Origin of the sequence: Streptomyces sp. NBC_01275 (assembly GCF_026340655.1) — a bacterium.
In the GTDB taxonomy this organism is placed as follows: domain Bacteria; phylum Actinomycetota; class Actinomycetes; order Streptomycetales; family Streptomycetaceae; genus Streptomyces.
Genome location: NZ_JAPEOZ010000001.1, coordinates 10,330,022 through 10,342,384 on the forward strand (window position 1 = coordinate 10,330,022; position 12,363 = coordinate 10,342,384).

Sequence of the window (12,363 nt, forward strand, 5' to 3'; positions counted from 1 at the left end):
CATCAATCTCGTCCTCCATCACGTGCGCCCCCACCCAGCGATGACGTTTCCGGTGTCGAGCCGGGCCGTGGCTCGACCGGATCGGTGCTGCCCTTCTGCTTCGGAGCACGCAGCGAGCTCACGCCCGCGCCGTGTTCCCTGCCCTTCTCTCACTGTCGAGGGAGTCACGAATCCATGCACAGGAACAGGCGATCATGGGCGAAGGCCGCCGCCATCGGCGCGGTGGCCGCCCTGGTGCCCTTCACGGCACCGGTTGTGTCCGCCCACGCCGTCACCTACAGCGGCGGCGTCATGTGGCAGCCGCCGAGCGGAGCCCCCTCCTACGGGTCGCTCTACGCGCACGCCATCCGGCTGGAGCACAGCACCGACGCCAACGGCACGCTCCTTGCGTCCTTCGAGCAGTACTCGGGCAACGGCATGCCGGTGTACCGCAGCACCGACTCGGGACACACCTGGACACAGATCTCCACGATCAACGACCAGGCCAACTCCTGGAACGACATCCAGCTCGAACCCGTGCTCTACGAACTGCCACAGGCCATCGGCTCGTTCCCGGCAGGGACGATCATCGCCGCGGGCGACTCCATGCCCACCGACAACTCCAAGACCAAGATCGACATGTATGCCAGCACCGACCACGGCGTCACCTGGTCCTTCGTCAGCTCCATCGCCACCGGCGGAGACGCCGTGGCCTCCAACGGCCACACCCCCGTGTGGGAGCCGTACTTCATGGTGGCGAACAACAAGCTGATCGCCTGGATCTCGGACCAGCGGGACCCCGCGCACGGACAGAAACTCGCCCACTTCACCACGACCGACGGCGTCAACTGGTCCTCCGAGGTCGACGACGTCACCTACTCGGACTACAACGCCCGACCCGGTATGGCGATCGTCACCCGCCTCGGCAACGGGAAGTACATCCTCACCTACGAGTACTGCAACGCGCCGATCTCGGGCTGCCCGATCTACTACAAGATCGCAGACAACCCCGAGAACTTCGGCTCGGTCACCGGAGTACAGCTCGTCACCACGGACGGTATCCAGCCCAAGGCCAATCCGTATGTCACCTGGCTGCCGAGCGGCGGCCCCAACGGCACGATCGTCGTGCAGGCGTACAGCGACCAGCAGCTGTACAAGAGCACGGACGACGGCTCGACCTGGGTGCGCATGTTCTCCAACACCGTCTCGGGCTACAGCCGCGGCCTGCTCCCGCTCGCCGACGGCAAGAGCCTTCTGGTCACCCGCGGCGGCGTACTGACCACCAACGGCACCAACAAGGTCACCTACGGCATCGACGACTACGGCGGCGGCATTTCGACGGGGACCGGCTACAAGATCCAGAACGAGCTGAGCAACGACGTCCTGGGCGTCCCCAACGCCAACTCCGGATCCCAGGTCGTCCAGGCCGCCGACAACGGGACCGCCGACCACAACTGGCAGTTCCAGCTGCAGAGCAACGGGTACTACCGCATCTACAACACCTTCAGCCAGAAGTACCTCGCCATCCCGGGCGGCTCGCTGTCCTCCGGAACAGGCGCCATCCAGTGGACGTCGACGGGCGGTGCGGAGCAGGACTGGTCGGTCCGGCCGGCACCGGCCGGCGGATACACCGTCGTCAACCGGCGCAGTGACCTGGCCCTGACCATGGCCACCGACGCGAACGGCCAGACCCAACTGCTCGAGCAGGCCAGGCAGGCCCCGCTCACGTCCTCGGCGAACCAGCGGTGGAACCTCGTCCAGACGGCGGCGCCCGACTTCACCAGCGGACAGTTCGTGATGGCCAACGTCAACAGCGGAAAGTACGCGGAGGTGGTCGGAAGCGGTGACGGAACGCAGGCCGACCAGTACCGCGATGTGAACCATCCGGATCAGTACTGGACCTTCACGCGGACCGGCTCCTACTACACGATCACGAACACGTTCTCTGGCGACCTCCTCGACTCGGCGGGAGCCACCGCCAGCGGCAGCGCGGTCGTCCAGAAGCCGGCCTCCGGCGGAACGTCCCAGCAGTGGTCACTTACCGACACCGGTGACGGTAAATACCAGGTGGTCAACCGTGCCAGCCGACTGGCCCTGTCGGTGGTCGGCGCATCGACCGGCGACGGAGCCCTGCTGGACCAGGAGTCCGTCTCGACCGCATCCGCACAGCGCTGGACGATCACCAAGATCAACTAGCCTTGCCCTTCCGCAGGCGGACAGCCGGCCATGGCGTCCCACGGCAGAGCCGCCACCGATGATCTCCGCTGCTCAAGCGAGCCGGCAGGCAAACGCCCTCCGGTCCCGTACACAGTCTCCGTACCAGCCGCCTCCGTCCTCGGCCCGTCTCCCGAGGACTGGGCCGTAGGGCGGGACCGTGCCGGGCGGCGGACCCCCGAGCAGCCGACGGCCGACCGTCGGCCACTCGGTCGCACCTGCACATCAGCGACACAAAGGAGTTCGCATGACCAGCCAGCGCACCGGAGGTCCACGCGCCGGAATCCACAGACGGCGCGGTCATCCCGCCCTCGCCGCGATCGTGGCCGCCCTCATGGTCTTCCTCGGTCTGGCCGCCGCCGGTCCGGCGCAGGCCCTCGGCGGTGACATCCGTATGCACGACCCCTCCGTGATCAAGGTCGGCGGCTGCTACTACGGGTTCTCCACCGGGTTCGAGCACGACTCGCTCAACCCGAGCGGTTCCATCACCGAGCGCAGGACCTGCGACAGCACCCCGGCCACCGGCTGGACCGAGATCGGCAACGTCTGGGATTCGACACCGTCCTGGATCACCGCCAAGCTCGGCTCGACCCCGCCGAACATCTGGGCCCCCGACATCAAGTACTTCAACGGTACGTACCACCTGTACTACGCGGGCTCGCTCTGGGGCACGAACTATGCGGTGATGGGCCTGGCCACGGCCACGAACATCGAGGGCCCGTGGACCGACCAGGGCCTGGTCACGGACGTCAACTACCCGATCGACCCCAATGTCGACTGGGGTCCGGACGGCCGGCTGTACATCTCCTGGGGTTCCTGGACCGGCAGCGGCACCTACATGCACGTTCTGGACCAGTCCACCGGCAAGCTCTCCACCACCGACAACAACCTCTGGCACATCGCCGTCGGCATCGAGAACCCGACGATCATCCTCAACGGCGGCTACTACTACCTCTTCGGCTCGAAGGGGGGCTGCTGCAACGGGGTCAACAGCACCTACTACACCGTGGTCGGCCGGGCCACCAGCATCACGGGACCGTACCTCGACCAGAACGGCACCGACATGGCCTCCGGCGGCGGGACCAGCGTCCTCACCGGCGCCTACCCGAGGGTGGCCGCGGGCGGGGCGGACGCCTACGACGACGGCTCGTCGAAGTTCCTCGCCTACCACTACTACGACGGGAACAACTCCGGGCAGGAAACCCTCGACATCCGCCAGGTCACCTTCTCCGGCGGCTGGCCCGTCCTCGCCGGCCCCCTGGGGGCTGCGAACAACCACCTGCTGAACCGCAACAGCGCCAAGTGCGCGGACGTCTGGTTCCTGAGCACGGCGGACGGCGCGGCCGTGAACGCGGGGAACTGCAACTCCGGGGCCAACCAGCAGTGGGTGTCGACGGCCGTCGGCTCCAACTATGAGCTGGTCAACGTCAACAGCGGCAAGTGCCTCCAGATCTCCGGCGCCTCCACCGCCGACGGCGCGGTCGCCGTCCAGTCGACATGCACCGGAGCCGCACAGCAGCTGTGGACGAAGACGGCGGTGATCGGCGGCTACGTGACCTTCGCCAACGTCAACAGCGGCAAGTGCCTCGAGGTCGCCGGGGGGTCGACCGCCAACGGGGCGGCCTTGGACCAGTCGACCTGCAACACCGGGTACAACCAGCAGTGGCTTGTCGTCTGACATGCCGGGCGGCGTGTTCCTGTGACAGGAGACCGCTAGCATGCCCGCCTGTCCAGGGCGGAGGGCGCTGGACAGGCGGGCACGACGGTCGAGCCGACGGCTTGCCACTCCATTGGATTACGGTCATACTCTAATCGTCGACGTGATGCTGAGGGGCTCGACCGCTCAGGGTTCCGATGCCTACGCCTTTGGCGTCGACCCCGCAGCTGCAGCCGCAGTCGGGAGACGTGGGTAACTGCTCTGTGCCCTCCCCGTCCGGAGAGGAGGGGGCGGCGTCGCCGCAGAAACCTCATTCTGAAAGGCGCGACCGTGGGTGGCTCACGGGAAGTGCGAGGCGACGTGGTGACGTCGTACAAGAACGCGCCGAGCGGCCGGGTCGCAGGGTGCCGTACCTCGCGACCTGCGTGTGCAGTTCTTCGGCCACGACATCGGCGACGAGGTCGTCCTTGGAGGCGACGTGGGCGTAGAAGGCTCCGTTGGTGAGCCCTGTGTCCGACATCAGCGTGGAGATGCCCGAGCCGTTGATGCCGTCTCCTTGGCGTAGCGCACCACGAGCTTCCTTCATTCGCTCCGTAAGGCAGTTGCCTCGCACTCAAGACTAATCCATGACCTGACACACGTAATATTACGATCGGCAGGTTATTTCGGCTGCTGATCAGTGATCGTACGGACCGGGGTCGATGGCTCATGTGCGGAGGCGGGCGCCAGGTCCCAGCCGGGCGGTGACTTCCCCGGGAGTGAAGGCTGTGTGCTCCGCGGAGCGCTCGACGGCGACGCGGACCGGGGCGTCGCAGTCGGTGTGACGGACGTCCAGCACGGGGCCCTCGGGGCCGAGGGTGTACGTCTCGCCCCACTGGCTCAGCGCTGCATGCTCTTCCCGGTGCCTCCCGCTCAAAGGTGAGCATCGGCGGCGACCGGTGATGTCGGTGCGACTCGAAGCCGAAACTGAGCTATCCCGCCGGCTCGATCGCCGCGCGCGTCAGTGTGCTGCGCAGCATTGTCCCCGCCCGGACCTTCGACAAGAGCGTCCGCAAACTCAACCGGATGACCGGCTGACAGCCACGGGGAACTTGCCAGAGGTGCCCAACGCGTAGATCCCGGTGCGCCTGATGTTGCCCGGTCGGCGGCTCGGATTCCGCTCGAGACTGCCTGCGACCGCGACAGCGGCGCCTACCTGCTGAAATTCGCCTGGGCGAAGATCGTCCGACACCAGATGGTATGTCCTTCGTCTTGCAGAACGCCGTTTGCGGTTGGTGACGATCCTGCTGGCCTATTTTGTGCCCGTTGTGGTTTTGTCGGTGGAACCGGAACCTGACACCACTTGTCGCTCAGCTCCCGAGGCCGACCCGAAGGTCTTCTCCAGGAGGGTGAACGACTTGGGTGCACCGCCCGGTTGCGGCTTGCCTGCCTTATGGCCGACGACCCGGTAGCCGGCGTTCAGGTAGTAGGCGTTGAGGCGTGTGTTGCCGGCCAGGCAGTCCAGACGCACGAACGCCCGCCCCGCCGCGGCAACGCGGCGCTCCGCAGCACGCAGCAGAAACCGCCCCGTCCCCGGCTGGGCGGTGCTGCGGTCCACCATCAGCCGATGCACATAGCCGGCCACCGGCGGCTGCGGTCCCCAGGCGTCCTCGTCTTCCCACCACAGCTCCCATGCCCCGGCCACGCGACCATCGGCCTCGGCGAGCCAGACCTCACCACTCACCATGGTCTTGCGGAAATGGTCCTCGTCCAGCTGGCCGGGCTGCCACTGGCCGGTGATGCCCTGGGCGAGCATCCAGCGGGCAGCGTCGTCACGCAGACGAACGAGAGTGGCGAGGTCGGTGTCTTCGGCGAGGCGGAAGTGCAGATCGTTCACGTCGCGATCCTCGCACGGCTCGCACGCGCACTCGAAGCTGTCCCTCCAGTCCCAGCCGAGCGCCAGCGTTGTCAGTTCCCATCGACATTTTCGAACTGCCCGACCGCTAAGTGCTGCCCGAAACCGTGGACAAACGTTGCTCGCTCTCGCTTACGAAACCATCGGTGGGACTGGCGGCTCGTTGTCCCGTAGAGCAGCGGCCGTTTGGGCGTTCCCGGTCGCGGGTGGGGTGTGGGATGCCGATGCAGCCGAGGCCGTGGCCGCAAGTGCCGGAGCTGACCGCGCAGGTGGCCCGGTCGGTAGCGGCGCAGGGGCCGTATCCCCTGGCGATGCGGGTCCGTGACGAGCTGGGTGAGCTGTTTGCGGATGCCGAGTTCGCCGAGACGTTCGGGGCGCGGCGGCGGCCTGGCTGGTCACCGGGCCGGCTGGCGCTGGTGACGGTCCTACAGTTCGCCGAGAACCTCACCGACCGGGCGGCAGCGCATCGGGTGCGGTACGGCATGGACTTCAAATACGCGCTCGGTCTGGATCTGGACGATCCGGGGTTCGACGCCTCGGCGCTGTCGGAGTTCCGCGCGCGGTCGGTCGAGCAAGGGTTGGAAGAGAAGGCGCTCGACCTGCTGCTGACCGCGCTCAAGGGCCGGGGCCTGGTGAAGGCGGGCGGCAAGCAGCGCACCGACTCCCCCCGCGTGCTGGCGGCGGTACGGGACCTGAACCGCCTGGAAGTTGGCTGGGGAGACGCTGCGGGCCTCACTGGAGACGCTGGCCTGCGCGGCACCGGACTGGCTGGCCAAGGCGGTGCCTGTGCGGGAGTGGGCCGAAGGTTACGGTCCGCGGACCAACTCCTGGCACCCACCCGCTTCCAAGACCAGGCGCGAGGCCATGGCCCTGGTCTATGGCCGGGACGGGTTCACGTTGCTGGACGCCGTGCACGCGCCTCACGCGCCGGCCTGGCTGCGCGAACTCCCGACGCTGCAGGTTCTGCGCACGGTATGGCTGCAGAACTACCACCGCACCGTGACCGAGGCCGCGGTGGTGGTCACGCGCTCGCCCCAGGCACGCGCCGGCGCCGGGTTCGACCGCACCGCGTTCAGCATCGACTGGGACAAGCGGCAGGCCACCTGCCCACGCGGGGACACCAGCACCTGGTGGAGCCCCGCCAGCCAGCGCGGGACCAAGGCCATCGTCATCAAATCCGACAAGGAGACATGTCGCCCCTGCCCGGTGCGCGACCAGTGCACCCGCTCGAAGACCGGCGGCCGGACCCTCTCCCTGGAAGCCCGTGAGCTGCAAGAGGTCCTCGACCGTGCCCGCCTCCAGCAGTCAGACGAGCAGTGGCGAGCCAAGTACGGAACCCGCGCGGGCGTCGAGGGAACCATCCACCAGGCCGTCGCGGTCACCGGCATGAGACGCGCCCGCTACCGCGGTCTGCCAAAGACCCGCATCGAGCACGTCTTCGCCGCTGTCGCACTCAACCTCATACGCCTCGACGCCTGGTGGAAGGGGCATCCTTTGGACCGCACCCGCGTCAGCCACCTCGCCCGGCTCGACCTCTTCCTCGCCGTGTGACCCCGAATAAGCCAGCAGGATCGGTGACACATTCGTCAATGGCACCCGAGCCGGGCCGCGCTTCAGCGAGGCAGCAGGACGTCAACCTGCCCCCGGATGTCGTCCACGATCTCCTGAACGCTCAAGGTGATGTTCACGCTCGCCGCCATGCTGAGGAACATCACGGCGGACACGATGTGTGCCAGCGTCGCGGCGTCGCCCTCTGTGACCCGCTCGTCTCGGTGCAGTACGGCGGCGATGGCCTCCTCGGTCTGCGCGACGATGGCGAGCGCTTCGCCGTGCCGGGGCTCCTCGGGGTTGCCGAAGGCCATCTCTCGCAGGTAGGTGCGTCCGTTGTCGATCTGGGCGCGGTTGCATTCCACGATCGGCCGGACGATTGCCAGCACCGCGTCCAGCACGCCTGGGATGGTCTCGGCGTCCGCCCGACCCCGCTCGAGCGCTTCGGCGTACTTGGCGTTCTGCACGAGCAGGAGGAGCTCGCCCTTGGTCTTGGCGTAAAGGAACAGCGTCCCGGTGCCTATGTCAGCCTCGTCGGCGATCTGCTGGGTCGTGACCTCATCGACGCCGTGTTCGGCGAACAACCCGCTGGCAGCAGCGATGATGCGGTCGAGCTTGTCCTGCTTGTTCCGCTCGCGCCGTCCGACCGGCTGGGGGGCGACAGGCATGACGGTATCCTCCGAGGCGTGCACCGCCGCGGTCGTCGAGCCGCCGACGATATCGGCGGTCGACCCAGCAACAGCCCGATCAGCAGCGCGGCGGCGCGAATGAGGAGCCCGGGCAGGGTGAGGAAGCGGGCGAACTCGCCGTAGGCGGCGACCAGGTCCGGGTCCGGGGGCAGGGATGCCCGGTTGATCTGGGCTTTGGCTGAGGCGAGTGGGGTGTGGTCGAAGGACGCGAGCCGGGCGACGACGGTGTCGACGAATGCGTCGAGTTGTCCGTCGGGGAAGGCGCGGATGATCCAGCCCCAGCGTTCGGCGGTGTCGTGTCGGCGTCGTAGTCGTCGCTGATGAGCAGATCCGAAGGTCCCGCTTCCCGCCTTCGCTGCTCACTCTTCGTAGCGCGGGAGGATGTCGCCGTTCTTGACGTAGGTGAGGGCGGCGGTGACGTCGTATGCGTGGATCGCGGAGGCGAACGGTGTCAGCTGGTTGGACAGTTCCTCGATCACGTCACTGGTGAAGAAGGCGTCCCGTGACGCGGTGTCGTTGAACCCGAGGGCGAGGGAGGCGTGGAAGTGCTGGTCGTCAGGGTTGTCGTGGGCGACGTTCGGGGTGTCCCAGAGCTTTTCGATCCAGGGCAGGAACGTCTGCGTGCGCAGTTCCTTCAGCACTCCGGTGCCGACGAGTGCGGGAACGAGCTGCGTCTTGACGAACTTCCGGAACTCGCCGGCGCCGACCCCGTCTCTGCGGCGGAGGTAGACCAGGGCGCGGGCGCCGACCGTCTCTCCCGGGCCTGCGACGTCGTACCAGCGGGACGAGTTCGGCGGGCCGGCGTAGAGCAGGGTGCGGCGGAACACGTTGATCTCGTCCGCGTAGGCCAGCTGCGTCTGCCTGCGTCCGTGCAGCGGTGCAAGCGCCGACTGGAAGGTGACTTCCGCGACACCGTCGATCTTCCGGTCGTCGGGGATCGAGGTCTCGACCCCGTCGGTCACCGGCCACAGGCCCGGATTGTGCTCGGCAAGGTGGATCTGCCGGTACTCCTCCAGGCCCGGGGTGGCGGAGATGATCCCAGAGTGCGGGCCCTTCCAGTAGTCCAGTCCCTTCTGGCGGGGCTGATCGGTGCGCACCCACAGCAGGATCGAGGAGGTGAGATGCTTCTTCACCTGCAGTTGCGCGGTAGACGGTGTGACGTGCTCATGGTGTTGCCCTTCTCCTTCTGGTCAGGAACGTGCGGTTCCGGTGTTCGGAGCGGTCAGCGGGCGAGGAACTCGACCGCTACGGGGGCGAACTCCTGGTGGTACTGGAAGATGCCGCCGTGCCCGGAGTCGGGGTAGATGATCAGCTCGCTGCCCTTGATGCGCCGGTGCAGGTCCTCCGACAGGACCGAGGGCACCATGCGGTCGTTGTCGCCGTTGGCGATCAGGGTGGGCTGCGTGATCGTCGACAGGTCGTCGGGGGCGGAGCGCCCCCACTTCTTGATGGCCTTCAGCTGCGTCTGGAACGCCTTGGTCTTGATGTCCGCGTCGCGGTCGACGGTGCGCTCCTTGAGCCGGTTGACGAACGCGCGTGCGGCGGGCTTACCGGCGGTGTTGCGGTTGAAGAACAGGAACTCCTTGGGGTCCGAACGGGTCAACGTGGCACGCAGGATGTCCCAGTAGGTGACTCTGGCGACCTTGTCCATGTCCTTGCCGCCCTTCGGCCCGGTGCCGGTGAGGACCAGCTTGCGGACGAGCTCGGGGTGCTTCACCATCAGGGCCTGAGCGACCATGCCGCCGAGGGAGAAGGAGAAGACGTCGATCTTGTCGTACCCGAGCGCCTTGATGAAGGTGTAGGCGTCGTCGGCCATCGCCTCGACGCTGTCCGGCACCTGACCGGTGGATGCCCCGACACCGCGGTTGTCGAAGGTGATGACGTGACGGCCCTTCGCGATGGGATCGATGATGCGGGGGTCCCAGTTGTCCAGGGTCGCGGCGAGGTGGACGAAGAAGACGACGGGGATGCCGCCCTTCGGGCCCAGCTCGCGGTAGGCGTAGGTGACGCCGTCGACGCTGACGGTGCGGGCCGGGGCCTTCGCGTAGGAGGTGATGACGGCTTCGTTCGGGGTGCCGTTGTCGCTCATGATGGTTTCTCCTTGTGTGGTTCGTGTCACCCGTCGCGGTCGCGGCGGGTCAGTTGTTGCCGGTGATGACGGCCTTGCCGCGGATGCCGCCCTGGGACAGGGACTGCAGCGCCTGCGGGGTCTGGTCGAAGCCGAAGACCTTCCCCACGACCGGGCGCAACGCGCCCTGGTCGACGAGGGCGGTGATCTGGCGAAGCTGGTCGCCGCTGGCGCGCATGAACAGGAACTCGTACGTCACGCCGAGCTTCTTCGCCTGCTTGCGGATCTTGCGGCTCAGGCCTGCGACCGCCAGGCGCAGCAGCGGGTTCAGGCCGGCCTCGCGGGCGAACGCGGGGTCCGGGGGACCGGCGATCCCGATGGCCTTGCCGCCGGGCTTGAGCACCCGCAGGGACTTCTCGAGAGTCTCCCCACCGAGGCTGTCCAGCACCAGGTCGTAGCCGGTCAGGAGCTGCTCGAAGTCCTGGGTGCGGTAATCGATCACCGTGTCCGCGCCGAGTGCGCGCACGAAGTCCGCGTTGGAACCGCTGGCGGTCGTGGCGACGCTCGCACCGAGGTGCGCGGCGAGCTGGATCGCGATCGAACCGACCCCGCCGGCGCCGGCGTGGATGAGAACCTTCTGCCCGGGCCGCACCCTCCCGCGCTCCACCAGCGCCTGCCACGCCGTGAGCGCCGCCAGCGGCAGCGAGCCCGCCTCTTCCATGCTGATCGAAGCGGGCTTGAGCGCCAGGTCGCCCTCCGCTACGGCGATGCGCTCGGCGAACGTGCCTATGCGGCCGGCGTCGGGCCGGGCGTAGACCTCGTCTCCGGGCTTGAAGCCGCGAACCGCCGTCCCGACGCGGACGACGGTGCCCGCGACGTCGTTGCCCAGGATCAGCGGCAGCTTGTAGGGCAGGATCTGCTTGAACTCACCGGCGCGGATCTTCTCGTCCAGCGGGTTGAGCCCGGCGGCCTCCATCTGCACCAGTACGTCGTGCTCCCCGACGCTGGGCTCGGGAACGTCTGCCACCTGTAGCGGGGCCTTGTACTTGGTGACGACGAACGCTCTCATGGGGCGCCGCTCCTTATCTTCATCCTAGTTATCCAGATTTGTAGCCAGATCAGCCAGTTCAACGGACCGTTGGGGATCTCGCCTCACCCGGCAAATCCGAGTACGCTCAATTATGAGTCAACTCAGAAGTTTCCGCAAGGGAGGGGATCGTTCATGGGAGGCGGTCACACGCCGATCGGGCGCCGAGAGCGGGCCAAGAAGGACAAGCGCGAGCGCATCATGACCGCAGCCCGTGAGCAGTTCGCCGAACACGGCGTCAGCGGGGTCACGACGCAGCAGATCGCCGACCGGGCCGACGTAGCGATCGGCACCCTGTACCGGTACGCGTCCACGAAGGCGGAGTTGCTGATCATGGTGCAGAACGAGAAGTTCGCCGCCGCCGTCGACGACGGCCTCGCCGCCGCGAACGCCGCCGTCGGGCAGGGAGGTGTGCTCGAGGGAATCGTCGCTCTCATCGGTCCCGTGGTGGCGTGCGTGAGGGAGCAGATCGAGAACGGCCGCACGTACCTGCACGAGCTCGTCTTCGGCGACCCGGCCGAGCCCTACCGGCGTGAGGGCCTCTCCCTTGCCGCCAGCCTCGAGGACGGCATCACCGGCCTGCTCACCCGCGACGCCTGCATCGACGCCGCCGACGCGGCAACGCTGGCGCGGGTGATCACCGCGGTCATCCACATCAGCACCACAGCCACCGTGTATCTGCACCGCAGCGACGAAGCCGTCCTCGCCGACATCCGCAACCAGATCCGCGCCACCCTGGCGCTCTACCGCCGCGCCGCATGATCACTCGCTCCACGACCAAACCATCGAACCCCCTGGAAAGGGAGCACCTCATGAGCACGCACTACATCGTCGTCCTTACGGGTTGTTCGGGCGGGGCGTTGCGTTGTTCGCGTTCCGGTTCCTGTTGCCGTTGTCGGGGTGTGTGCGGCTGTGTCGGGTGTGGGGGCTGGCTTTGGGCGAGGTGGCCGGGGTGCTGGACGTAGGGTGGGCGGTGGTGAGGGGCTGGGAGTCTGGGAGGGCCGGGCCGCGGCTCGCGGGGCGCGACGCGTACGCGTGGCTGTTCGGGCAGTTCGCGGATCTGTGCCCGGTCGGCTTCGGCGCTTTCGTTCCTGCGCTGGACGCGACCGTGCCCGGGGCGTGCGCCGTCGGGGCCGCCCCGGCGTCGCCCGCGGGGGCGGCATCCGTCGCTGTGCTTGTCGCGACTTCCGGGGGCGCGGCGGCCCGTCATGCCGTCTTCGTTCCGGC

Annotated in this window: 10 protein-coding genes and 3 pseudogenes; 5 read left to right on the forward strand and 8 right to left on the reverse strand. The window is 67.6% G+C overall.

What is annotated here, in order from left to right; translation table 11 throughout:
- Positions 1 to 174: 174 nt before the first annotated feature.
- Complete coding sequence (locus OG562_RS45465; RefSeq protein ID WP_266408763.1) at positions 175 to 2,175, forward strand: RICIN domain-containing protein; 2,001 nt, start codon at positions 175 to 177, stop codon at positions 2,173 to 2,175.
- 265 nt (positions 2,176 to 2,440) lie between these two features.
- Positions 2,441 to 3,871, forward strand: coding sequence for a family 43 glycosylhydrolase (locus OG562_RS45470; protein ID WP_266408765.1), 1,431 nt, complete (start codon positions 2,441 to 2,443; stop codon positions 3,869 to 3,871).
- A gap of 367 nt (positions 3,872 to 4,238) precedes the next feature.
- Here OG562_RS45470 and OG562_RS45475 read toward each other — a convergent pair.
- The 3 genes and pseudogenes from OG562_RS45475 to OG562_RS45485 all read right to left on the reverse strand — a co-directional run.
- Positions 4,239 to 4,436 (reverse strand): annotated as a pseudogene (locus OG562_RS45475) (TetR/AcrR family transcriptional regulator); the annotation flags it as partial.
- Positions 4,437 to 4,556: 120 nt separating this feature from the next.
- A pseudogene (locus OG562_RS45480) lies at positions 4,557 to 4,736 on the reverse strand (transcriptional regulator); the annotation flags it as partial.
- Between the two features lie 405 nt (positions 4,737 to 5,141).
- Positions 5,142 to 5,726 carry a GNAT family N-acetyltransferase gene (locus tag OG562_RS45485; protein WP_266408767.1) on the reverse strand — a complete coding sequence of 195 codons (585 nt, stop codon included), beginning with the start codon at positions 5,724 to 5,726 and terminating at the stop codon, positions 5,142 to 5,144.
- A 329-nt stretch (positions 5,727 to 6,055) separates the two neighbouring features.
- Here OG562_RS45485 and OG562_RS45490 point away from each other — a divergent pair.
- Positions 6,056 to 6,268: pseudogene (locus tag OG562_RS45490) on the forward strand (transposase); the annotation flags it as partial.
- On the opposite strand, the gene OG562_RS45495 reads toward OG562_RS45490, so the two are convergent.
- On the reverse strand, positions 6,170 to 6,520 hold the full coding sequence (locus OG562_RS45495; protein WP_266408769.1) for a hypothetical protein: 351 nt from the start codon (positions 6,518 to 6,520) through the stop codon (positions 6,170 to 6,172). The pseudogene OG562_RS45490 and the gene OG562_RS45495 overlap by 99 nt on opposite strands.
- Positions 6,521 to 6,608: 88 nt before the next feature.
- Between OG562_RS45495 and OG562_RS45500 the strand changes: the two genes are divergently transcribed.
- On the forward strand, positions 6,609 to 7,295 hold the full coding sequence (locus tag OG562_RS45500; protein ID WP_266408771.1) for a transposase: 687 nt from the start codon (positions 6,609 to 6,611) through the stop codon (positions 7,293 to 7,295).
- Between the two features lie 62 nt (positions 7,296 to 7,357).
- On the opposite strand, the gene OG562_RS45505 is transcribed toward OG562_RS45500, so the two are convergent.
- The 4 genes from OG562_RS45505 to OG562_RS45520 all read right to left on the reverse strand — a co-directional run bounded on the left by OG562_RS45505 (position 7,358) and on the right by OG562_RS45520 (position 11,118).
- Positions 7,358 to 7,960 carry a TetR/AcrR family transcriptional regulator gene (locus OG562_RS45505; protein ID WP_266408772.1) on the reverse strand — a complete coding sequence of 201 codons (603 nt, stop codon included), beginning with the start codon at positions 7,958 to 7,960 and terminating at the stop codon, positions 7,358 to 7,360.
- A gap of 380 nt (positions 7,961 to 8,340) precedes the next feature.
- A complete protein-coding gene (locus OG562_RS45510; RefSeq protein WP_266408773.1) occupies positions 8,341 to 9,114 on the reverse strand; it encodes a strictosidine synthase in 774 nt (257 codons plus the stop codon).
- Positions 9,115 to 9,203: 89 nt separating this feature from the next.
- On the reverse strand, positions 9,204 to 10,070 hold the full coding sequence (locus OG562_RS45515; RefSeq protein ID WP_266408775.1) for an alpha/beta fold hydrolase: 867 nt from the start codon (positions 10,068 to 10,070) through the stop codon (positions 9,204 to 9,206).
- Positions 10,071 to 10,119: 49 nt separating this feature from the next.
- A complete protein-coding gene (locus OG562_RS45520) occupies positions 10,120 to 11,118 on the reverse strand; it encodes an NADP-dependent oxidoreductase (RefSeq protein ID WP_266408777.1) in 999 nt (332 codons plus the stop codon).
- 153 nt (positions 11,119 to 11,271) lie between these two features.
- On the opposite strand from OG562_RS45520, the gene OG562_RS45525 reads away from it, so the two are divergent.
- Positions 11,272 to 11,898, forward strand: coding sequence for a TetR/AcrR family transcriptional regulator (locus OG562_RS45525; RefSeq protein ID WP_266408779.1), 627 nt, complete (start codon positions 11,272 to 11,274; stop codon positions 11,896 to 11,898).
- The last annotated feature ends 465 nt before the right edge of the window (positions 11,899 to 12,363 follow it).